Source organism: Aestuariibaculum lutulentum (genome assembly GCF_032926325.1).
In the GTDB taxonomy this organism is placed as follows: Bacteria; Bacteroidota; Bacteroidia; order Flavobacteriales; family Flavobacteriaceae; genus Aestuariibaculum; species Aestuariibaculum lutulentum.
The window spans coordinates 3054130-3079136 of record NZ_CP136709.1; the positions used below are offsets into that span (position 1 = coordinate 3054130).

General features: G+C 33.7%; 14 protein-coding genes. All 14 read left to right on the forward strand.

The window, feature by feature from the left end; genetic code table 11:
• The first annotated feature begins 160 nt into the window (after positions 1-160).
• Positions 161-586: a hypothetical protein gene (locus tag R1X58_RS13090; RefSeq protein WP_240574432.1), complete on the forward strand. Its 426-nt coding sequence runs from the start codon at positions 161-163 to the stop codon at positions 584-586.
• Positions 587-684: 98 nt separating this feature from the next.
• The gene (gene uidA, locus R1X58_RS13095; RefSeq protein ID WP_240574430.1) at positions 685-2541 is read left to right on the forward strand and encodes a beta-glucuronidase; all 1857 of its coding nucleotides are present in this window, start codon (positions 685-687) and stop codon (positions 2539-2541) included.
• Between the two features lie 429 nt (positions 2542-2970).
• Entirely contained in the window at positions 2971-5910 is a 2940-nt protein-coding gene (locus tag R1X58_RS13100) for a TonB-dependent receptor (protein WP_240574427.1), read from the forward strand.
• Between the two features lie 182 nt (positions 5911-6092).
• Entirely contained in the window at positions 6093-7217 is a 1125-nt protein-coding gene (locus R1X58_RS13105) for an AraC family transcriptional regulator (protein ID WP_240574424.1), read from the forward strand.
• 248 nt (positions 7218-7465) lie between these two features.
• Complete coding sequence (locus tag R1X58_RS13110; protein WP_240574421.1) at positions 7466-8230, forward strand: SDR family NAD(P)-dependent oxidoreductase; 765 nt, start codon at positions 7466-7468, stop codon at positions 8228-8230.
• 10 nt (positions 8231-8240) lie between these two features.
• Positions 8241-9053, forward strand: a complete 813-nt coding sequence (locus R1X58_RS13115) for an SDR family NAD(P)-dependent oxidoreductase (protein WP_240574418.1) — start codon at positions 8241-8243, stop codon at positions 9051-9053.
• An 11-nt stretch (positions 9054-9064) separates the two neighbouring features.
• Positions 9065-9484 (forward strand): DUF2141 domain-containing protein, encoded by a 420-nt coding sequence (locus R1X58_RS13120; protein ID WP_240574414.1) that lies wholly within the window; start codon positions 9065-9067, stop codon positions 9482-9484.
• Positions 9485-9572: 88 nt separating this feature from the next.
• Entirely contained in the window at positions 9573-11897 is a 2325-nt protein-coding gene (locus R1X58_RS13125) for a beta-glucosidase (RefSeq protein WP_240574411.1), read from the forward strand.
• 19 nt (positions 11898-11916) lie between these two features.
• Entirely contained in the window at positions 11917-13779 is a 1863-nt protein-coding gene (locus R1X58_RS13130) for a glycoside hydrolase family protein (RefSeq protein ID WP_240574408.1), read from the forward strand.
• Between the two features lie 302 nt (positions 13780-14081).
• Complete coding sequence (locus tag R1X58_RS13135; RefSeq protein WP_240574395.1) at positions 14082-15014, forward strand: DUF6268 family outer membrane beta-barrel protein; 933 nt, start codon at positions 14082-14084, stop codon at positions 15012-15014.
• Between the two features lie 349 nt (positions 15015-15363).
• Entirely contained in the window at positions 15364-18135 is a 2772-nt protein-coding gene (locus tag R1X58_RS13140; protein ID WP_240574392.1) for a triple tyrosine motif-containing protein, read from the forward strand.
• Between the two features lie 230 nt (positions 18136-18365).
• Positions 18366-21374, forward strand: a complete 3009-nt coding sequence (locus R1X58_RS13145) for a SusC/RagA family TonB-linked outer membrane protein (protein WP_240574380.1) — start codon at positions 18366-18368, stop codon at positions 21372-21374.
• 7 nt (positions 21375-21381) lie between these two features.
• A complete protein-coding gene (locus R1X58_RS13150; protein ID WP_240574377.1) occupies positions 21382-22842 on the forward strand; it encodes a RagB/SusD family nutrient uptake outer membrane protein in 1461 nt (486 codons plus the stop codon).
• A gap of 11 nt (positions 22843-22853) precedes the next feature.
• Positions 22854-24989 carry a hypothetical protein gene (locus R1X58_RS13155; protein WP_240574374.1) on the forward strand — a complete coding sequence of 712 codons (2136 nt, stop codon included), beginning with the start codon at positions 22854-22856 and terminating at the stop codon, positions 24987-24989.
• Positions 24990-25007: the final 18 nt, after the last annotated feature.

Genomic DNA, 25007 nt, shown 5'->3' on the forward strand with positions numbered 1-25007 from the left:
CATGAACATTATTGCTAAAAAACATGTACGCTTTTTAGAATTGAGCCATTTTAGAAAAACTAGATATTGTCAAGATTTAATTAAATTTAATTTGACTCCGAAACTGAATCTGTTTTTTTGAGAGTTAAATAAAAATTTTCACCAACTTAACTATTTAATTATGAAAAAATTACCAATTATTATCTCAAGTATTTTTACACTGTTAACATTCAATACTTTTGCTTCAAATATAAGTCAATATCCAGTTGATGTAAATTTAGTTCTTATTGAAAATGATATAAATTCTAATGACTATTTTATTGGTAAATGGAAGGTGCAGGTTGATGGAACTCCAAATGGAGATGTTATTATGAATTTAGAAATTAAAAAAATAGATGACAAATACGTGGGGAGCGTTCAAACTGATGGCTCTGGACCGAATCCTGTTAAAGCAGATAAAATAGAAATTAAAGACAATGAGCTTAAAGTTTATTGGTTAGCAGGTGGCTATAATGTATATCTTCAGTTAGAAAAAGTTAAAGATAATGTTATTACTGGTTCTCTAATGGATATGTTCGATGCTAAGGGCGAACGTGTTGTAGAGTAAATTATATTTCACAGTTTTTACTATTACAAAATTTGTACTTAAGAATGTATAAATCTTAGGTAGGGATTTTTATGTCTAATATTTTTTAATCTACCCTTATGAAACATTCTATTCTATTACTGTTTTTAGCATTTTCTTCTTTGCTAAATTCTCAAAACGATAATCTTAGTGACCCAAAAGATATAGCCTTATCTCCAATACAAAATACAAAGCGTAACGTTTTGGATCTTTCAGGAATCTGGAAGTTTAAAAAGGATTCTTTAAATATTGGAGTTAAAGAACAATGGTATAATGGCTTAACTAAAACCAGATCTATTGCTGTACCTGGCAGTTGGAATGAGCAGTTTGATGATATGCGGGATTACTTAGATTGGGTTTGGTATGAAACCGAAACTTATGTTCCTTCAAACTGGAAAGATCAAAAAGTGTTTTTAAGAGTTAATGATGCAACTTACACGGCTAATATTTGGATAAACGGAATTTCTGTGGGATACCATGAAGGTTGCCATGTGCCTTTTGCATTCGATATCTCCGGTTATATAAATTGGGATAAAAAAAATAAAATAATAATACAGGTTGAAAATCAATTGTCACCTGAAAGAGTTCCAACAGGTAATGTGAAAGGAGGATCGTTTGAGACCTTACCTGCATCAAACTATGACTTTTTCCCTTACTCAGGACTTAATAGGTCTGTCGAGTTGTTCTCCGTTCCTAAATCATTTATCAGAGATATTACTGTTAAAACAGATTATAACGAATATGTGGGAGTGATAGATATAAATGTTGAGAAAATTGGAAGTTATAAAACAGGGAATGTTTATGTCTATGGGGGAGAAAAGGTTATAGAAAGTTCTATAAAATTTATAGAAAATCAAGGAGTTGTAAAGGTAGAAGTACCCAATGTGAGATTATGGGGGCCAAAAGATCCATTTCTCTACACGGTAAAAGTAACACTAGGCGACAAAAGAAATCCAGTAGATATATATGAGCTTAAAGCAGGAGTTAGAAAGGTAAGTGTAAACGAAAAAAGTATTTTATTAAATGATGAGCCCGTTTTTTTAAAAGGTTTTGGAAGACATGAAGATTTTCCAGTCTTAGGAAGATCAAGCTCAAACTCTTTGATAGTTAAGGATTTTGAATTGATGAAATGGACAGGAGCTAATTCTTTTAGAACAACGCATTACCCTTATGATGAAGAAAACTATAATATGGCAGATAGAGAGGGGTTTTTAGTTATAGGAGAAACACCGGGAGTTGGACTTTATTTTTTAGGTGACCCTGAATCGATGGAAAAAAGACAACGCGCGATGAAGAGGTATATCACCGAGATGATTTACCGAGACAAAAACCATCCTTCTATAATTATGTGGTGTGTTGCAAATGAACCAAATGATAAAGCTCAATTAGGCCAAATGGGTTATACAGAAGATAATGATAAAAAAATGGCATATGAAGAGTTTGAAAAATTATTTAAACAAGTTAGATCATTGGATGCTACTAGACTTGTCATGTATGTTGGAGTGATGTTTGGCCCTGTAGATTGGTTTAATCTTACCGATGTTATAGCTATTAATAGGTATTGGGGGTGGTACAGTTCGCCAGGAGATATTAAGACAGGTGCGAATGCTATAAGTAAGGAACTGGATAGATTACATAGAAAATTTAAAAAGCCATGTATGATTACTGAGTTTGGAGCTGATGCTCAGGCCGGATTGCATGCGGTAAATCCAGAAATGTTCACCGAAGAATATCAAAAGGAGTTTATTAAGGCGTATTTAGACGTGGCAGATGAAAAGGATTTTGTAACCGGAATGCATGTTTGGAACTTAGCTGATTTTAAAACAAGCCAAGGTTTAATCCGGTTTGGGGGGTATAATCTTAAAGGTGTATTTACAAGAGATAGAAGACCTAAATTAGCTGCTTGGTTTCTTAGAAATAGATGGAAGGAATTGTAGTCTATTAAAAAAAATAGAATGTTTGTTGAGTTTATTTAAGTGGTCAATTTTTATTTTTTTAAATGAAAATTGACCCTTTTTGTTTCAATTTTATATAAATTATCTTTCAAAGAGTTTTTAAATGATAAGGAATAAAAGAGAAGACAGTATATCGAAAATAATAGGCATTTGGAAATCCAGATTAAAAGAATGGTTTATGGTTTTTACTAGTATCAAATTTAAAAATACGTAGCTGAAGAGGTTTTTCTAATCAGCTGTAATTGGTTGATTGACAAGGCCCTACATTAGATGAACAATTGTTGTTATAAAATAGGAACGTATTTGTAGTGTATGCTAAATTATCCGAATAGTTTGAAAGAAGTTGTTTTATACATTTAGCAATACCAATTTGATTAACAAAAACCAATTAATAACTAAAGAATAAGAATTATGAACTATTTAAGTGAATGTTTTAAAAACACTTTTAAAAGGTACTTGTGTACATCCATTGTTTTGTTTTCCGTTTCGATGAGTTCTGAAGCGATTGAAAATAATATTAATGTAAAGGATTTAAATAAATCTGAGAATTTAAAATTAATACAGAAAAGTATAAAAGGAAAGGTTGTAGATGAATCTGGTATGCCACTGCCAGGTGCGAGTGTATTAGTTAAAGGAACAACCACAGGAACAATGACTGATTTTGATGGTGAGTTTTTCTTAGATGTTCCAGAAGGTAAAGTAACTTTAGTGGTATCCTATATTGGATATCAGAAGCAAGAGGTTTCTGTTACAGGAACAGGAAAGCTAAATATTGTTTTAAAAGAAAGTAATGAAACTCTTGATGAAGTTATAATAACCGGAGTTTTTGATAAAAGAACAGCTATGGAGTCTTCTGTAGCAATTTCGGTACTTAAGGAAGGATTAATTGAACGTCAGGTGCCTGTTAGTGCAACAGATTTATTAAAAAACGTACCAGGTGTTTATGTAAACTCTTCGGCAGGTGAAATTAAAAATACTATTGTATCTAGAGGATTGGGAGGCTATTTTTATGTTTCTGTCCAGGAAGATGGTTTGCCTGTAACAAGTGCAAAGTATAATAACTATGGACCTGATTACTTTTTAAGATCAGATATTACCTTATCAAAACTTGAAGCAGTAAGAGGTGGAACAGCATCTATTTTAGGAAATAATGCTCCAGGTGGTATATATAATTATGTTTCTAAAGTTGGAGGTCATGAATTCGGAGCAGAAGTTCAGGCAAAATTTGGTCTGGAAGGAGATGGAAAAAATCCATACTATAGAACTGATATAAATGTAGGAGGGCCTTTGGTAAAAGGAGGATCCATAACTTATAACATAGGAGGATTTTGGAGAGAAGCAGATGGTGCAAGATACCCGGGTTATGAAATGAATAAAGGTGGTCAATTAAAGGCTAATTTATATATGCCATTTAATAATGGAGGTTTAAAAGTTTATGCGAAGTATTTAAATGATAGAAACTCCTCTTTTGAGTTTTTACCAACAGTTGATTTTGATAATCCTAGAATGGCACCTGGGGTTACTCAAACGAGTTCTGTTTTAATACCTTCTGTTATATCAAGATATGAACAAAATCAGTCAGGTGTTTATAGTACTTTTGATTCTGAAGATTTGATTCATTCTACCGACTTTTCAGTTGGAGCTAACCTAGATTATGAGTTAGATAATGGTTGGAATTTTAAAAATAATTTCAGGTATTCAGATAAGGGAAGTAACTGGAATCAAACCTCTATACCAACTCCTATAGCAACTACTGGTCAGGTAATTCCAGGAAGTGGAGCTGCTGTACTATATGGTTCTTTAGGTTTGTTTGATAATCAAGGACTAAATGTGACGCCATTTGGTAATGTAATTTTCAGAGATCAGGCTTCAGGACAAGAATTAATGCAGGTTAGATTTAGTGCCAGTGCAACAGGGCTTTCTTTTGACCATGTAAGTGGAGAGCTTGCAGGAGAATATGCTCCTAATTCATTATTGTTTAATCCGTTAACCGTTTTTGATAACAATGTTTCTGAAGTAATCGATCAATTGATGATTACTAAGGAATTTGAGAATATGAGTTTCACTGCTGGAGCTTACTTTTCTACATCAAATGTAGACAGACTTTCATCTAGTGGAGGAATAGCATTTCCTCAATTAACATCTCCTATACCAAGTTTAACGACTATAAGCTACCTAGATCCATATGGTAATGAATTTCAACTTACAAATCCTGATGGTGTCGTTGGGGGAAGTGGTTTTATTGCTCCTACATCGTTTTTTAATCTAAAGCAAACTCAGCTTGCTGGATTTTTTGGACAAAATTGGAAAATAACGCCAGACTTAAATTTTGACTGGGGTGTAAGATATGAGAAAGATTGGGTAGACGGTGAGAATATTGTTACTCCTCAATATCCAAGACCAAAGTCTGATACAGGAGGAACAGATGGCAATCCATTAACATTATATGATAACTATTTAGTAGGGGATGCTTCTACATTTGCCTACGATGAATCTATCACGGCATTTTCATATTCACTTGGTCTTAACTATAAGTTTTCTGATGAGTTTGCTATTTTCGGACGTTTTTCACAAGGTGAATTACCAGCAGATTTATCTCAGTTTTTAAGTATTGATTCTGATGGTTCTCAAGGTTTATTGGCCCCAAAACCTCAAAGGGTTCAACAAATAGAGGGAGGTATAAAAATGAATCGAGAAAAGTATAGTTTATTTTTAACGCCATTCTATACCTTGTTGGATAACATTTATGTACAATCTATTGGTAGAGATGATGCTGGAGATATTTATTATACACCAGTTCTTTATAATAAAAATGAGGCTTATGGTATTGAGCTTGAAGGAAACGTTGCGTTACATAAAAATATCAATCTTCGTAGTGTGTTTACCTATCAACATCGTGCTCCTATAATTGCTCAAACTTACGATACAGGAGCTCCAGGAGAAGCCGATGATGTTATAATTGATTTAACCGAAGGCAATGATGGAGCTTCAACATTGAATTTTAGAATTTCTCCATCATATAATATAGGAAAATTCTATTCAACGGTTGATTGGTCTTTTGTTGGAGACAGACCGGCTAATACTATTAAAGCTTTTGAATTACCAGCATATCATCAATTTGATTTATCAATGGGCTATGAATTTTCTAAAATGTTCAGACTACAATTCAATATGAATAATATTTTTAATTCAATTGGTGTAAATGCTTTTATGCCTCCAGGAACAGATCCAACATCACTTAATCCAGAGGCTTTTACTAGGGAACAGTTATTGGCAAATCCAAATGCGGTTTATTACACGCAGAGTATACCTCCAAGAGCTTACTTTTTAACTGCTAGTTTTAAATTTTAATAAATATTAAATAAAAATATGAAACCGTCAGGATATAAATTCTTGACGGTTTTTTTATTCATTAGTTTTTGATAATACCTTAATTTCTCTGTTTCTTAGGAGGTATTAGTAACAACTATATTTTTATTATTGATTGATATTTTGTTTATTTGGTTAGAAATCTTATCGACCAAAAGACATTCATGGATATTGCTTTTATTTATATTGGATTAGCACAATCTTTATTTTCTGCATTTATTATTTATTTTAAAAAACCTAGAAATATAGCTAATCGGATATTGGGTTTTTGGCTTTTAGCAATTGGAGGAATGTTTGCTCTTAATGTTGTGAAGTTACATTACGAAGCAACTCAGGATTTTTGGCCAATATCATTAACATTGTCTACATCTTTTCCTATTTTTTTATATATCTATACAAAATATGTCGTTTCAGATTATTCGACGTTTCAACGTATTGATTATTTGCATTTTGTGCCTCTATTAGTTGGTTGCGTTGTTCTAATATATTTTGTTCCATCACTTACTCAAGGGATAGAAGAATTTAAGGAGGAGTTAAACAATATCAATTCACCTAATGAGGTAGGGTATGTTTTCAAATTATATATTTGGGTGTATTGTCTTTTAGCTTTAATTTTTATCATTAATTATAGAAGAAAGATTAAGAATTATTTCTCTTTCCAATCCTACAAGAATAGTTTGAACTGGTTGATATTTATAATTGTTTCATTTTTGGTGATATACAATTATATTATTTACATCAGTACAAAATATTATCTAGGAGCAGCAATGCCTCATATAGAAGCCTTTAGAAGTGGAGCATTACTTTTGTTTGTTTATATTATTAGCTTTTGGGGCTTTAAACAAAATCAGTTAGCAACAAATATTCGTTCTCCTAAATTGAACTTTTTGAAAAAGGGCGATGAATCTGAGTCAAAAAGATATACGAAGTCTGGATTATCACCTAAGAAGGCAGAGCAATATGCTCTAAGACTTATTGATTATATGGATCATTCTGAGGCCTGGAAGAATAACGAATTGAATGTTGCGGCATTGTCAGAAGCGACAGACATACCAAAGCATCATATCACCCAGGTATTAAACGAAAATATTCAGAAAAATTTCTACACATTCGTAAACGAGTATAGAGTTAAGCTTGCAATGGAAATGATTGTATCACCAAAATATGACTCCTTATCTTTTGTTGGTATTGCATTTGAGAGTGGTTTTAATTCTAAAACGGCGTTTAATATATTTTTCAAGAAGTATACAGGAATGACACCAACAGAATATAAGAAAAAGCACTCTTAAATTACCTGGAAATTTTAAAAGTTTTTTTAAAAAACAGTGTTGTTTTCTTTGTGTAATACATTGTCTTTCAGTGTCCTATAAAATGCGTTCTCTCTAGCCAAGAATATGGAACGTATTTTTGGTATGGGCATAATTAGTAAAACATTTCTCCTATAGTCTTTATTTATATTTGGTTTAATCAAAGTAGTTAAACTGGCTTTTGCTTTTTAATTACTGCTATAAATGATTTTAAATAAACTAAATATAAAATGGAAGGATTAAAAGATAAAGTTATTGTAATTGCAGGTGCAGGAGGAATCTCAGATGGGACTGCTAAACTTTTAGGATCATACGGAGCAAAAATAGTTGTTGGTGATATTATCAATGAAAATGCATTAAGATGCGTAAAGGTAGTACAGGAAGCCGGAGGTGATGGTGTAGCAATACAAATGGATATTTCAAAAGAAGACGATGTTAAGGCTCTTGTAGATTTGGCTATTGATAAGTATGGTCAAATTAATGGTCTTTTTAATGTTGCTGCCAATATAGCTCCGGATGAAGTTGCTAAGGATACAGATCCGGTGGATATAAACTTAGAGATTTGGCAAAAGAATCTTGATATTAATTTAACCGGATATCTGTTAACTTCAAAATATGCCATACCTCATATTATTGCTTCAGGAGGTGGTTCAATCGTAAATACTATATCAGATGCTGTTTATGCAGGTATGCACGATAAAGTCGCATATTCGGTTACCAAAGCGGGAATAGGAGCTTTAACACGTAACATTGCTGCAAGATATGGTAAACAAGGAATTAGATGTAATGCTGTTTCACCAGGATTAGTGTTGACAGAAAGTGGAATTCAGAACTCTGGACATTTGGTGGATATGGTTTTACAAATGATACCAGCGCCTAGAGTAGGAACACCTAAAGATATGGGAGCTATAGTGTCATTTCTTCTTTCTGACTTATCAGAATGGATAACTGGTCAATCTATTTGTGTTGATGGTGGAGCAATAATGAGATCTTAATTAAGAGAGCATGAAAGTAAATAACAAAGTAATTGTAGTTACAGGAGGAGGAGGAGGTCTTGGTCGTGCTTTAGTTTTACATCTGCTAGAGAAAGGAGCTAAGGTTGCGGCAATTGATATAAATCAAGATGCACTTGAAGAAACTAAAAGTTTATCAGGTAAGTTTAATTCAAATCTTTCAATTCATAATTTGAATATTACCAATTGGGAGAAGGTGAATGGTTTTCCAGAGGAAGTAATAAAAATACATGGAGCTGTTGATGGTTTAATTAATAATGCAGGAATTATCCAGCCTTTTATACATGTAGATAAGCTTGGAATGGATAAAATTGAGCAGATTATGAATGTTAATTTTTACGGTTCACTCTATTTGGTTAAAGCATTTTTGCCATATTTCTTAGAAAGACTGGAAGGGCATATTGTTAACGTATCGAGTCTTGGAGGATTTATGCCTTTTCCGGGGCAAACTATATATGGTGCATCAAAAGCAGCAATAAAACTCTTAACGGAAGGCTTATATGCAGAGTTAAAGGATACAAATGTGAGAGCAACGGTAATTCATCCAGGAGCGATAAAAACGAATATCATGGCTAATTCTGGTTTAAAGAATAGTGTAGATCCAGAAACATCCAAAGACAGTAAAATGGCCCTTGAACCTGAAAAGGCTGCTACTATGATTATAAAGGCAATGGAAAAAAATAAATATAGAGCTACGGTTGGAAAGGACTCAACGATGCTTGATATTTTATATAGAATTTCACCTCGATTGGCAAGTAATATAATAATAAAACAAATGAAGGGTATAGAGTTACCTCAAAGTTAAAATTCTAATCAATGGGAAATATTAAATATCTCTATATATTAATGTTCTTGAGTAGTTTCTCAGTATTCTCTCAGCAAGCATTTACAATTAGTGTCCCTAACATAAAAAAAAGTGTAGGAGAAATTCAAGTTAGCGTTTTTGATACTAATGAGTCATTTTTGAAGGAAGGTAAAGAATTTAGAATTTACAGGTTTAAAGTAACATCACAATCTCAAAAATTCACAATAAAAGATTTACCTAATGCTGAATATGCATTTATAATATATCATGATATAAATAATAATAAAGATATCGACAAAAACTTTTTTGGGATACCAAAAGAGCCGTATGGCTTTTCAAAAAATTTTAAACCAAGATTTTCTTCTCCCGATTTTCAGGATTGTAGTGTGTCAGTTGGGAATACTGATAGTATAACAATAAATCTATTGTGATTTTATAAGTATATATAAATTCTAATTTAGGAGAAGAATGTAAAATGAAGCATCCAAACTAAACTAAAAGACCAAAAACAAATAAGTAATGAAAAAAATAAAAGTTTACATCACGGTAATGGCAGTATCAGTACTGGCATTAACATCGTGTAAAAGTAAAACCACTCCATTATTAGGCAAATCTTCCATTGAGGATGTAATTGAAGCCATGACCTTAGAAGAAAAGGTGGCATTAGTTGTTGGTACAGGCTTAAAATTTGGAGATTCTATTGATAAAAATTCACCCTTTCCAATTCCTAATCAACCAGTACCAGGCAGTTTAGCTGCAAAATCGAAGGTGTATGTTAGTGGTGCAGTAGGTAGGACGTTGGAAATTCCTCGTCTTGGTGTTAATACAATTGAAATGGTTGATGGCCCGGCAGGAGTAAGTTTTATGTCTAGAAGTACAGCCTATCCTATTGGTACAGCACTTTCAAGTTCTTGGGATGTAGATCTTGTACATAAAATTGGAGAGTGCATGGGTAATGAGACACTTGAGTATGGATTAGATATCCTTTTAGCTCCGGCTATCAATATTCATAGAAACCCGTTAACTGGGCGTAATTTTGAATATTTTTCTGAAGATCCATTATTGTCTGGAAAAATGGGGGCGGCTCTTGTAAATGGAATTCAATCTCAAGGCGCTGGAACATCATTAAAGCATTTTGTGGCAAATAACCAGGAAACTAATCGTATTGAAGTAGATGCTATCATAAGTGAAAGAGCATTGAGAGAAATTTATCTTAAAGGTTTTGAAATTGCTATTAAGGAATCAAATCCTTGGACATTAATGGCCTCTTATAATTCAGTGAATGGAAATTTAGCCACTGAAAATTATGATTTACTTACTAAAGTAGCTAGGGAAGATTGGGGATATGAAGGTATAATTATGTCAGACTGGGAAGCAGGTAAAGATCCTGTTAAACAAATGAAAACTGGACTTAATTTGTTAATGCCAGGACCTTATCAAGATACCGTGTTGTTACAGGCGGTAAAGGATAAGAAATTAGATGAAAAGGTATTGGATGAAAACATAAGTTGGATTTTAAAAGGGGCTATGAAAGTTCAAAAATTCAAAGATTATAAGTATTCAAATAAGCCTAATCTTGAAGAAAATGCCAGCATAGCCAGAAGTGCAGCTGCACAGGGTATGGTGTTACTTAAAAATGAAAATCAAGCATTACCATTATTAGATAAAGGGCAAAATTTAGCATTGTTCGGTAACGGGTCATATGAAACAATCGTAGGTGGATCAGGTAGTGGATTTGTGATGAGAGCTGGGCCTACTGTACATATAATTGAGGGGTTGAAAAATCAAAATTTCAATGTTTCAAAATCACTTGAAGATACATATACTGCTTATATTTCTGAAAACACACCTCCTACAGGAATGATAGATATGACTAGGGGAAGAAAGAAAAGAGCTCCTGAAATGTTGTTAGATGAAAAATTAATTCAAACAATGGCAAATGAATCTGATTTAGCAATAATAACGATAGCTAGAATATCAGGTGAAACCGCAGATAGAAGTATCGAAGGGAATTTTAAGCTTACAGAGGTAGAGCTAAGTAATATTAATAATGTTTCACAAGCATTTCATGCAAAAGGAAAGAAGGTTGTTGTGGTTCTAAATATAGGAGGAGTTATTGAAACAGCCAGTTGGAAAGATTTACCGGATTCAATTTTAATAGCTTGGCAACCTGGTCAAGAAGCTGGGAATTCTATTGCAGATGTGTTAAGTGGGAATGTTAATCCTTCAGGAAAATTGACGGCATCATTTCCTATGAAATATGAAGATGAACCTTCAGCAAATAATTTCCCAGGTACTCCGGCTGATAATCCTAAACACGTAATCTATGAAGAAGGTATTTATGTGGGATATCGCTATTACAATACTTTTGGAGTAGAAACATCTTATCCTTTTGGCTTCGGATTAAGTTATACAAACTTTTCTTTTGGTGACTTATCCTTGAGTAGTACAGAATTCAAGGATGAACTAGAAGCTAGTATTACTGTAACAAATGAAGGAGAATTAAGTGGAAAAGAAGTGGTGCAGTTATATGTATCAGCACCAACTGGTAATCTTGAGAAACCTGTTCAGGAGTTAAAAGCTTTTGCTAAAACTAAAAATTTAGCACCCAAAGAATCACAAACCATAACCTTTAAAATTGATATTTCAAGTTTAACATCTTTTGACGCAGAAGAATCTGCCTGGATTGCTGAAGCTGGGCAATATATAGTGAAAATAGGTGTGTCTAGTGAAGATATTAAAGCAGAGAAATCATTTAATCTAGGAAAAGATAGAGTAGTGCAAAAGGTAAATAGGGCGCTTATTCCACAAGTAAAGATTAACGAATTATCAGCTAAACAATAAATAATTAAGTAAAGACAAAATGAAACGATTATATACAATTATACTACTTGTTTTTGCATTCAATGCTTTTTCTCAAAATCAAGATTATGAAGGTCTATGGCATCTTAAAGGAGAAGGATCGTTTGCACATAGCAAAATGTATTTGAAATTTAAATATGAAGGAGAAGAGTTAGTTGGAGCATTTAAGAATGACGATGGTGACCCGGATTTAATTTATAAAAAGGAATCTACAGATTCAACTTTAACAGTATACTTTACAACGGCAGGTACTCCAGCAAATATTATACTAACCAAGGTTGAAGGAGATGAAGATTACATGAAGGCAAAATTGCTTGGCAGGTTTAACTTAAAAGCAGAAAGATTAGCACAAGGCAGTGATTTTGATTTTGAAATCCCAGATCCAAGTACTGGAGGTCCACCAGAAGAAATTCGTAGAAATTTAATGGCTCAGGGAGCGTCTGGATCAGGTGAAGTAGCAACAGCTGTGGCAACAAATTTTGTTAATTCAACTATTAAAGTAGATGCCGATAAAAAGATAGGAGAATTAATAAGAACAGAGCGTTATAATAATTTAACAGATCACCACTTATTTACAGAACAGAGAGATGCAGATGTGACATTTTATAATGAACAGGGATTGCACGGTAAAATTTATAAATTGTGGATTTATGATGCAGACTTCTATAATCCAGAAACTAAAACCTACGATTATAGTAAGTATGCCGACTACATTGAGGATACAAGTAAGCTTTCTGATCACTTAATGTTCAATATGAATGGACGTGGAATTACAGGTGATTGGGGTGTTTCGGTAGATGAGAGTAAAAAGATTTTGGTAAACATACTAACGGATTTAAAATCAAAGTATCCTGCTTTCACTTACATTGAAGTATTAAATGAACCAGATTACGAAAAGAGATTAACTCCAACACAATACTATGGTGTTTATAAGGTGTTTTATCAGGCAGTTAATGAAGTAAATAAAAACCTTAACCCTAAATATCCATTACAAGTTGGAGGGCCTTCAACTGCTCAGTTTGATTTAAATTGGATTACTACATTTTTAGAGGAATATAGTAAGGATTCATCTAAAGATAAGCGATTGGACTTCATTTCATATCACGGATATTTTACAAAACCAGGAAAGGAATATAAATTTTATAAAGACAATCCGAGTTTAGTTAAAGACCAAAGATCAATCTTAGAAAAGGAAATGACAAGTAGAGGCATATCCACAGAGATACCGACCTTTATTACAGAAATGGGGGTTTATCCAGGACCTCTATTTGACGATTATGGTAATATGAAAAATGATCGTTTGCGTCAAGCAGCGGGCGTTATGTCTATCAACTATTGGTATCTTAATAGTAAGAATTCATATCCTTTTAATTGGGTTTTAAGACATCAAACAGAAGGAAGGAAAGATCAATTAGTTACTAGGGATTCAGCTGGAGGAGATATGATTCATACAAGAAAATTTACGCCATATGGAAATTCTGTACTTATGGTGTCAAAGATGAAGAAAAACAGGTTAGAGGTATCAAGCTCATCAGAATTGGATGAAGGTAAAGGTGTTTATTCCATTGCAAGTTCAGATGAATCGGGAGTTTCTATTATGATATGGAACTATCAAAGTAAAAATACTGTGGGTTATGATTTAGATTTACTCGTTGAAAATCTTCCAAAATCTTTTAAGAAGAAGAGTGTTAAGGTTAAAACAGGGTTAATTGATGCTGAGCATAGTAATTATCAGTACAATTTAGATAATTGTAATTTAAGCATGGTTGAAACTACCATAAAGCCTTTAAAAGAAGGAGTTTTTAAAACCAAACTTTCATTACAGCCTAATGCACTTTATTTGGTTGTATTAGAGTCAGAATAAAAATATTGCAGTTTAGTTGTTAAGGTTGGAGATACTAGAGTTATTCCATAAGTCTAGATATTTTCAACCTTATTTTTAAGAGAAAAGTTTAGGTCTAATTAAGTTGGAGAGACAAGATGGTTATAGAAGTTGAAGAATTAAAAAGTTTGAGGTTTGAATTTAAAAATGAAGAGCACTGTGTTTCATTGATAGATAATTCTGGGTTTCCTATTGTTCGGGGATATGGGAAAACTCTTGTAGAGGCTATAAATGATCTGCATTCAAACTTTTTTTAATAGAAATAACAAATCCATTGTTCAAAGATGCAAATTCTTATATGTAAATTAAGATTTCTACTTATAATATTTTTACTTTTTATTTTGTCTGTTTCTTTAAATGCTCAAGAATTAAAGGACACAATAACATATAATAGACTTCATAAGTTTCCTTTGCTCACGTTAGATCAATTTTATTACCCAAATACAACTTTTAATACCAATATTGGTCAGGGTGAGATAGAAGTTAATGAGCAACGACTGTCCATGCAAGCGGCTATTCCATTAAAAGGTAAAAAAACGTATCTGTTTAGCAGTTTAAATTATACGTTATTCCATTATAACACTGTTTTTGATCAAAATTCATTGACGATAAATGAAAGCTACCATTCAATTCAGTATTCTTTGGGTTTGATTAAAATTTTACCAAAACAATGGAAATTAATTTTTAATATAACACCTACACTGGCATCGGATTTTCATAATAATTTAAGTTCCGAAGATTTTACTTTCCAGATTTCTGCTTTGGCAACTAAAAGATCAAGTCAAAGTGTTCAATATGGTTTTGGGTTAGCTTATACCAGTCGGTTTGGAAATTTAACAATCATTCCACTTTTTAGTTTAACCTATAAAAGAGACAAATGGCTTACTTTGGCTGTAATTCCTGCCTATATTGGCCAATATTTTGAGTTTAATGACAAATACAAAGTGGGTGTTAAGGCAGCTGTTGGCGGAGATTTGTATAACGTAAATTTTGACGAAATTAATTCTCCACTAAATTTAAACAAGTTTTCATATTCTAGGGTGACGTTAGGGCCAGAGTTTGTATTTAAACTCATCGGGGATTTATATGTGAATGCAGGGGGTGGATTTACTGTTAGAAACGTTTTTGAAGTAGAAGATAGACAGCAAAATAAGAAACTAGAATTTACTTTCAAAAATAGAATGTTTTTTAATTTAGGAATAAGAATTTTAAAATAGTGATTTTATGTATTAAGGAAGGATTGGGTTAGTAAGAAAAATCATATTATTTTAAATAATATGGCATTAGATTTTTGAAAAATTTGATCTGACATTAGGTGTGCTTCTCTATGGGTATATAATGATGGAGGCGGTGTTATTTAACTTCTATTTTAATTCGCTATATAATAAGGGGTGTAGTCACTGTAAGTTTAAAAGACATAGTATTTCAACAACAGTCTCTTTGCTAGCAAAGAGACTGTTGTTTTTTTATATAGTTGCTTGATTACTATTAATTTTAGTACATTAGTAAGTAAAGCATTGTATTTTGATACCAACTAAATCACTACCACAAATTTTTATAATTTTTTTGTGCTTTTTTCTTGAAGCTCAAGAGCATCCACCAATTCAAATTTATACGCCAACCGACTATGGTGCTGAGAACCAAAATTGGTCGATTTCTCAGTCTAAAGAGAAATATATTTATGTTGCCAATAACAAAGGACTACTAGAGTTTAATGGCGCGAAATGGACGGTATATGAATCCCCTAACAGAGCTATTGTAAGATCTGTTAAGGTTATAGATGATTTTATCTATGCGGGTTCTTATAGAGAGTTTGGTTATTGGCATCATTTAAAAAACGGACTTTTGGAATATGTCTCCCTGTCCTCAAAACTTAGCATTGATTTTTTAGAAGATGAAGAGGTTTGGAATATTATGGATGTTGAAGATTTTATTTTGTTCCAAACATTAAAAAGGATTTATGTTTATAATAAAAAGAAGGATAGCGTAAGTATTATTAATTCTAATTCTGGGATTTATAAAATTTTCAGGATAAAGGAAGGTGTTTATTTTCAAAAGCCTAAGGAGGGTGTTTTTCAAATTGTAAATGGACAGGCGAAGCTCGTTACATTTCATCCTATTTTAGAGGATAATCTTTTGGTTAATATTTTTAATCACCAAGGAGGAATTCTTTTTCAAACAGAAGATAAAGGCTTTTTTAAGTTAATGGGTAAAGAATTAAGTCAATGGGAAATTCCAGCAAATAAAACACTTTTAAACGATAGAATTTATAGCAGCATAAAGCTTACGGATGATTCTTTTGTATTAGGAAGTATTTCTAATGGAATAATTCATTTAACAGCTTCAGGAGTCATTAATTATCAAATTAATCAAAATAACGGATTAAGTAACAATACGGTTTTATCTGTTTTTGAGGATGCCGATAATAACATCTGGTTAGGATTGGAAAACGGAATTAACTGTGTTAATATAAAATCGCCATTCCGGATTTATAACGATGAAAAGGGCAAAATAGGTTCAGTAAACACGTCTATAGTCTTAGATAATAAATTATACATCGGAACAAATCAAGGGCTGTTTTACAAGACTTTTAATAGTAGTGAAAAATTTCAATTTATTTCGGGAACGCAAGGTGCGGTTTGGTGTTTAAGAAATATTAATGATACTTTGTTTTGTGGTCATAATTCGGGAACCTTTGTTATAGAAGGTGGTAAGGCGTATTTAGTAGCGGATGTTTTAGGAACGTGGGATATTAAACCAATTGCTACACATGAAAATTTGCTTATTCAAGGAAATTACAACGGCTTAAACATATTGCAGAAGAATAACGGTAGATGGGAATGGCGAAACACTATTGAAAATTTTGATATCTCAAGTCGGTATTTGGAAATGTTAAACGAATCCGAAGTATTTGTTAGTCATGAATACAAAGGCGTTTTTAAAATTTCGTTAGACACGAGTTATAAAAAAGCGGTAGTTGTACAACGCGATACCTCGGTAAATAAAGATGTAAAAACAAGCTTAATAAAATATAAAAACAGCATACTATATTCACAAAGTAAGGGTGTTTTTAAATATGATATAAAATTAGGGAGGTTTGAAAAAGATACTATAATTAGTAAATTATTTAATTCAGAGGACTACACTTCGGGTAAATTAGTTTACACTAAGGAAACTGATAAACTGTGGGGATTTTCCAAGCAAGGACTTAGCTATTTGTCTCCGGGACAGTTAAGTAATTCGCTTAAAGTAAATAATATATTTCTACCTAGTTATGTTAGAAATGATGTTTCAGGTTACGAAAACATGGCTTATTTGGGGAATAGTAAATATTTGTATGGAACAACTACAGGCTATATTGTAATAGATTTAAATATGCTAAAGAACAGTCCTCATAAAGTTCACTTAAATTTAATAGCTAACAGAAATCTCAAAAGTAGCCATGAAAATATTTTTGTGGATGCTACCGAAAAAGGGGTGTTTAAAAACAACGATAATAATCTGGAATTTCATTTTAGTGTTCCTGTTTATGATAAATTTTCAGTTCCTGAATACCAATATAGATTAGAAGGTATTTATAACGATTGGAGCACTTGGTCTACAAATTCAGAAGTGTTTTTCGAAAATTTACCATTTGGAAATTATAAGTTTTCAGTAAGATCCAGGTTGGGGAATGAAACATCAGAAAATATAGAGCACTACAGTTTTTCCATTGCAAGGCCATGGTATTTATCTAATATCGCAATTGTAGGTTATGCTATTCTTGTAGCTTTATTTTCAATTTTTATGCATCATGCATACAAACGTTATTATAAAAGACAACGTGAAAAACTCTTATTTAAAACGAAACGTGAATTAGAACTAAAAGAATTGGAGAATAAGGAGCAGGCCATGCGTCATAATAATGAAAAGCTTAAGCAGGATATTGAAAGTAAGAATAGGGAACTTAGTTTGTCGACCATGAACTTAATTAAGAAGAACGAGTTTTTAAATAATCTTAAAAAGGAACTAAAGAAGATTCCGGATGATAAAAACTTGAAAAATGTGGTTAGAATCATTGATAAAAATCTAAACAACACTGATGACTGGCAAACCTTTGAAGAAGCCTTTAATAATGCTGATAAAGATTTTCTTAAAAAGATTAAAGAACTTCATCCATCATTAACTTCAAACGATTTACGATTATGTACGTATTTAAGGCTGAATTTATCCTCAAAGGAAATTGCTCCTTTATTAAATATTTCTCCTAGAAGTGTGGAAGTAAAACGTTATCGACTTCGAAAAAAAATTGATTTACCACACGATGATAGCTTAACAGATTACATTTTGAAAATTTAAATCCACAACATCTAGTTTTTTTACCTATACAACACCACAACATTTGCTGAATTTTAGGATTTTAAGTAACTTTTATGGCTTTTGTATATTATTAGTAAAACGCATTAATATTGAGGTTTTAGTAATATTTTTTATTCTTTTTTAAGATGTATGTTTTTTGTAGTGGTTGAAAATTAGAATACATCAAAGTGTAAACATAATTTTATGGAAACTAAATAAACTAAATTCACATGAGACATTATCTCTTTATGATTTTAACATTATTCTTTGTTTCCTATGCGAATGCTCAAAGCATTGAAATAAAAGGTAATGTAAAAGATGGATCCGGTGTGCCTATTCCCGGAGTTAATATCTTGCAAAAGAATACAGCAAATGGAACAGTTTCCGATTTTGATGGAAATTTTACCATTTCTAACATTGAAATAGGTTCAACATTAACCTTTAGTTATGTAGGTTACATAACCCAGGATATTGTTGTTGCAAACGATTCCTTTTTTAATATTCAGTTACAGGAAGACTTGGCTAAATTAGATGAAGTCGTAGTTATTGGATATGGTACCCAAACCAAAAAGGAAATTACCGGTGCGGTAAGTGTATTAGGAGCTGAAACCATCGAGGAATTAAAACCCACCCGAATTGAGCAGGCGTTGCAGGGGCAGGTTGCCGGGGTGAATATTACTTCGCAGTCCGGGTCGCCTGGTGCGGGAGCAACAATAAGTATTCGTGGGGTGTCTACTAATGGAGATAGCAGACCTTTAATTCTGGTTGATGGTAATGTTATTGAAGACTTAAGTGTCATTAACCCTAACGATATTGAGAGCATCAATATTCTTAAAGATGCAACCGCCGGTATTTATGGTGTTAGAGCTGCAAATGGGGTTATTCTTATTAAAACCAAAACAGGTCGTAAAGAAATGCCTCTTCAGGTGGAGTACAATGCTTATGGCGGTTTTCAGCAAACAACAAGAGAAATTCCTGTGCTAAATGCTACAGAGTATGCTTTGATAGTTAATGAGGCGCATGCTGCCGGAGGGAGTGCCATTCCTTTTCCGGATGTGTCAAATTTAGGCTCGGGTACAGATTGGCAGGATAAAGTGTTTAGTAATGCTTTTATTACCAATCATAATATATTGTTTAAAGGCGGAACAAAGAATTCTTATTATTCTTATAGTGGATCGTTTTTAACTCAAGATGGTATTGTTGGCGGACCAAGATCAAACTTCACACGTTTTACAAATAACATAAGTTATAATGTGGACTTTCTGAAGAATTTTAAATTCACTTCAGGGTTAATGTTGATAAGAACGAGTAAACGAAACCTTCCGGAAAATTCTAATTCATCTGTTTTATTTAATGCCTTAAATATGGCACCAACATTTACAGTTAGAGATGAAGAAGGGGCTTATACTTTAGCCGAAGGGTTAGGAGGAGAGGTTATTAATCCTTTAGCTCAAATCGATGACACCCACGACCGAGGAAAGGTTCTAAAACTTAGCGGTAACGCAGGATTATCTTATAACTTTTTAGATCATTTTACAGCTCAAACCAATATTCAGTGGAATTATTCCGAAGTGAGTTCTAATATCTTTAATCCGGTTGCATATTTTGGTAGTGGTAAAAATAGTAATGTTGACAGGAGTTCTATTGTAACAACTTTAGACCATTACAGAGATTATACATTTGATGCTTTTGTTAAGTATCAAAATTCAATTAATGACACTCATAATATTAATGTGCTTTTAGGAACCTCGGTTTTTAAAACAACAGGAGAGTTTTCAGGTTTAACAGGATATGATGTCACCATAGCAAATCCATCAATGGATGCGGCTTCAGATATTGAAGATCGTTACGAGGCGCAGGGAAGAAACCCTACATTCGATTCTCGATTATTATCATATTTCACAAGACTTCAGTACGACTATAAAGGCAAGTATTTGTTTTCAGCAGTACTTCGTCGTGATGGGTCAACTAAATTCGGACCGGAAAATAAATTCGGATTCTTCCCTTCAGGATCAATTGGATGGGTAGCTTCAGATGAATCGTTTCTTTCAGAAAGTGAGTTTTTCGATTTATTAAAGTTCAGAGCCTCTTACGGTATTTTGGGTAACGATAGAATTCCAGATTACCGTTTTGTATCACTCTTAAATGGTGAAGGAACTTATATCTTTAATGATAACGAAGTGTTTGGTGTTGCTAGCGGAGCCATTTCAAACCCAGGTATTAAATGGGAAAAACAAAAGACTTTAGATGTTGGTGTCGATATGCGTTTTGTTGATAATAAAATTGACATTACTGCCGATTATTTTAAAAAACGTACTGAAGATTTATTAGTTATTCCTCAAGTTTCCGGATTGCTGGGAACTGGTGGTGCGCCAGTTATAAATGGTGGTATTATCGAGAATACAGGATTTGAATTTGCTATTGGATATACCGATAATTTCAGCGACGATTTTAAATTCAGTGTGCGATACAACTTAACAACTCTTAAAAACGAAGTGATTTCGGTAAATACCGATGGCGACTTTTTAACTGGTGGTTCTTTTGGTATCGGTCAGCCAACGCCTTCAAGAATGGAAGCAGGCTATCCTATAGGTTATTTTAGAGGTTATAAAACCGATGGTATTTTTCAAAATCAAGATGAAGTTGATAATTATCCAACAATTGATGAACGTGTTCAGTCGGGTGATTTAAGATTTGTAGATATTAACGACGACGGTGTTATTAACGATGATGATAAGACGAACATCGGAGACCCGATTCCGGATGCAACTATGGGGCTTAACCTGTCTATGGACTTTAAAAACTTCGATTTTTCAGCTTACGCTTTTGCATCTGTAGGCAATGAGATTGTTAGGAATTTTGAGCGTAATCAGGCGCTGACAAACAAGACGGTTTATTATCTGGACCGTTGGACGGGTGAAGGCTCAACAAATGCAACCCCTCGAGTAACAACGGGAGCGACTTCCAATATTCTGTTTTCAGATTTTTATGTTGAAGATGGCTCATTTGTAAGACTTCAAAATGTACAGTTAGGCTACACGTTTGGAGACAAGGTTTTTGGTAATTCCAAGATCAATAAGCTTCGTTTATATGTGTCGGCAAGTAATTTGTTTACACTTACTAAGTATTCTGGCTACGACCCAACAGCGTCTAGTGGCGCTCCAATTGGAGGCGGAATCGATCAGGGATTCTACCCGAGTGCCAGAACGTATTTATTCGGTGTTAACTTAAAATTCTAATCTCATCATGAAAAATATAAAACTAAATATAATCTTACTGATGGTACTTATCACTTGGTCATGCAGTGACAGCTTTGTTGATGTAGACTCAGAAGATACGAATTCAGAAGACTTTTTTAATTCCGAAAAGGATTATCAGGATGCCTTGGTTGCCGCTTACGATTATTTACAGGCTACGGCAAGAAATGTTCAGCTTGGTGAAATTGCTTCAGATAATACGTTGTGTGGCGGTGAAAGTGCTACCGATGTGATTGGCTTTCAGGAAATAGACGATATGATTCATACCCCTATTAATGCTAATTTAAGAGAAATCTGGACTTGGATGTATACGGGCGTGAATCGTGCAAATTACATTATGGAATTTCAGGATAAGTTAGATTTTCCTAATAAGACCAGTGTAATTGCGCAAACCAGATTTTTAAGAGCATATTATTATTTCGAACTGGTAAAATGGTTTGGAGATGTGCCTTTAGCCATCGATAAGCGTATTCAGTTTGGAGAACAATTTAATATCGATCGCGCGCCAGCATCAGATGTTTATGATTTGATTGAACAAGATTTAATCTTTGCATCTGCTAATCTGCCATATACACAAAGTGAAACCGGTCGCGTGACCAAAGGTGCTGCTCAGGCTTTATTAGGCAAAGCGTACTTGTATCAAAATAAATTCTCTGAATCAGCAACGGTTTTGGAAGATTTGATAAACAATGGGCCGCATAGATTGTTGTCTTCAGAAGAAGCGCCGTTAATGTTTGAAAATGAATATGAAAACAATATTGAATCGGTATTTGAAATCCAGTATTCCGATGTTGATGGTGGTAGTTATGATTGTTTTCAGTGTTTGGAAGGGAATTATGCAGTTGGGTTTAATGGGGTTAGAAGTTATGATGGACCACTTTACGACTTCGGATATAGTTTTAATGTGCCAACTCAAGAGGTCGTTGATGCTTTCGAAGATGGAGATATTCGATTAGGCTATTCTATTTTAGATATAGAGGCCTGGGCAGAAGAAACCGGAGCGACTTATACGACAGGTTATGAGCATACTGGGTATTTCAATTTAAAGTATATCGCCAGAAAGGGTGATTTAAATCAACCAGATGCAGCGTTAACCAATCCTAATAATTATAGATCCATTCGTTTTGCCGATGTTTTATTAATGGCTGCTGAAGCTTTAAATAGGGGTAGTATTAGTGATACGCGCGCCGTCGAATATTTGAATATGGTAAGAACCAGAGCTACTTTGTCTCCTTTAAGCTTATCGGGATCTAACCTTACAAATGCCATTTACAAAGAACGTCGTGTAGAATTGGTGGGAGAAGGGCATCGTTTCTTCGATTTGGTAAGAACAGGACGAGCAGCTCAGGAAATTGACGGGTTTGTTTCCGGTAAACATGAGGTATTCCCAATACCAGTTGAGGAGATTGAATTGTCTGGAGGCAGATGGAACCAAAACCCAGGATACTAAAAAACGACATTATGAAAACATTAAAATATATATACAGTTTATGTCTAATGCTGCTAATTGTTTTTAATTGTAGCGACGACGATAGCTTCGAGTATTTAGACGATATCGTAGCGCCTTCAGGGGTTACGGCAACCTTTCTTCCGGTGTTAGATGAAGCTAATGGAGATTTAGGTTTAATAACCATTACACCAAATGCCGTGGGAGCGTCATCGTATAATATCGATTTTGGTGATGGCACAACAGAAAAGGCAAAAGTAATGCAGGGGGAAAGTGTAGTACATAAATATGCTGAAAAACCTGAAGGTGAATTTTATACGGTAACTATTGAAGCTGTGGGATTGTCAGGATTAAAAACTTCGGCAACAGAAAATCTTGAGGTTGTATTTAAAGCACCAGAATTAAGTTGTGATATTGTTAATGCTTCCGATATTAAAATCTCAAATAATGAAGCCATTTCAAAACAAGTGGATGTTCAGGTTAGTGCAAAATACGGATTGAGTTATGAGGTGTATTTTGGGGAGGAAGGTAATGACGAACCTTTGGCAGCTAATATTGGTGACCCAGTATCCTATGTTTATCAGGAACCGGGAACTTATAGTATTAAAATTGTAGCTATGAGTGCTTCTTCTCAAACTACAGAATGTACTTTCGATTTTGAAGTTACTGAGATTTTACAACCTATAGAATCTGCTCCTTCACCACCAAATAGAGAAGACCAGGATGTGATTTCAATTTACAGTGCTAAATACAATGATGTTGCTGGTACCAATTATTTCCCAGATTGGGGACAAGCTGGTCAGGGAAGTGGCTGGGCTACCTTTGATTTAAACGGTGATGAAATGTTACAATACATTAATCTAAGTTATCAGGGAATTGCGCTAGCCGACGGAACGACTGTTGATGTATCCGGGATGAAATACTTACACCTTGATGTTTGGACAGCTTCTGAAGGTTTGAAAATAGAAACCTCTTTAATTAATAATGCTTCTGGAACAGTAACTGAAAAACCAGTTTGGCGTGATTTAACATCAGGAGAATGGACAAGTCTTGATATTCCAATTTCAGAATACACAGATCAAGGGCTTACGGTAACCGAAATATTCCAAATGAAATTTGTTGGAGATCCTTGGGCGACGGGGACAGTGTTTATTGATAATATCTATTTCTATAAACCTTCAACGGTAGCAGAAACACCAGAATACAATGCGCCTGGACCTACTCAAAATGCATCGAATGTGGTGTCTATTTACAGTGATGCTTATACCACCGTTGGTATAAGTGAGTTAAATCCGAATTGGGGACAAACCACAACGTTGACAGAAGTGAACCTTAACGGAAATAATATCTGGTTGTATGAAGCATTAAATTATACGGGCATTGTAACTGATTATGGTAACCCAACCAATCTGGCCAGTATGGATTATGTGCATTTCGATTATTTTACGCCAGACGCAGAAGCTTTAGGCTTAAAAATAGTAAATACTGTAGTTAATCAGGAAGATATTGTATTCGTTGATGAAATTGTTCGAGGTACCTGGGTAAGTGTAACCATTCCAATGTCTGAATTCAATATTGATGCTTCAGCGGTAACGCAACTGTTGTTTGATACGGCAGGAGGAAGTGCCAAAGTGTATATAGATAATCTTTATTTTTATTCAGATAGTACAAGTCAACCAGAAGTAACAGCCCCTGTGCCTACTATTGCTCAGGCCGATGTGGTTTCTATTTACAGCGATGCTTACACAGGAGTGACATTAAATGAGGTAAATCCAGGGTGGGGACAAACAACAACCTTGACTGATTACAGTGTTTCAGGTGATAATATATGGCTGTACGAATCTTTAAACTATTCTGGAATTGTTACCGATTATGGGAATCCTACAGATTTAACAGGAGTGAAATATCTGCATTTTGATTATTATACACCTGATGCTACGACCTTAGGGTTTAAAATAGTAAATACGACTTTCGACCCTGCAATGGAAGACATTGTGTTTTTACCTAAAGTTATTACCGGAACTTGGATAAGCGTCACTATTCCGTTGTCAAAATACAATCTTGATTTTTCGAATATTACGCAGTTAATATGGGACACTTCAGGAGGCAGTTCAACGGTGTATGTCGACAATATTTACTTTCATAATTAAGAATAAAAAAACAGAAAG

What these genes read in the sequence shown, in the direction of transcription:
- R1X58_RS13125 (WP_240574411.1), top strand. Translation starts at nt 9,573, where the DNA reads ATGAAAAAAATAAAAGTTTACATCACGGTAATGGCAGTATCAGTACTG.
- R1X58_RS13150 (WP_240574377.1), top strand. Translation starts at nt 21,382, where the DNA reads ATGAAAAATATAAAACTAAATATAATCTTACTGATGGTACTTATCACT.
- R1X58_RS13155 (WP_240574374.1), top strand. Translation starts at nt 22,854, where the DNA reads ATGAAAACATTAAAATATATATACAGTTTATGTCTAATGCTGCTAATT.
- R1X58_RS13090 (WP_240574432.1), top strand. Translation starts at nt 161, where the DNA reads ATGAAAAAATTACCAATTATTATCTCAAGTATTTTTACACTGTTAACA.
- R1X58_RS13110 (WP_240574421.1), top strand. Translation starts at nt 7,466, where the DNA reads ATGGAAGGATTAAAAGATAAAGTTATTGTAATTGCAGGTGCAGGAGGA.
- R1X58_RS13120 (WP_240574414.1), top strand. Translation starts at nt 9,065, where the DNA reads ATGGGAAATATTAAATATCTCTATATATTAATGTTCTTGAGTAGTTTC.
- R1X58_RS13115 (WP_240574418.1), top strand. Translation starts at nt 8,241, where the DNA reads ATGAAAGTAAATAACAAAGTAATTGTAGTTACAGGAGGAGGAGGAGGT.
- R1X58_RS13100 (WP_240574427.1), top strand. Translation starts at nt 2,971, where the DNA reads ATGAACTATTTAAGTGAATGTTTTAAAAACACTTTTAAAAGGTACTTG.
- R1X58_RS13130 (WP_240574408.1), top strand. Translation starts at nt 11,917, where the DNA reads ATGAAACGATTATATACAATTATACTACTTGTTTTTGCATTCAATGCT.
- uidA (WP_240574430.1), top strand. Translation starts at nt 685, where the DNA reads ATGAAACATTCTATTCTATTACTGTTTTTAGCATTTTCTTCTTTGCTA.
- R1X58_RS13135 (WP_240574395.1), top strand. Translation starts at nt 14,082, where the DNA reads ATGCAAATTCTTATATGTAAATTAAGATTTCTACTTATAATATTTTTA.
- R1X58_RS13105 (WP_240574424.1), top strand. Translation starts at nt 6,093, where the DNA reads ATGGATATTGCTTTTATTTATATTGGATTAGCACAATCTTTATTTTCT.
- R1X58_RS13145 (WP_240574380.1), top strand. Translation starts at nt 18,366, where the DNA reads ATGAGACATTATCTCTTTATGATTTTAACATTATTCTTTGTTTCCTAT.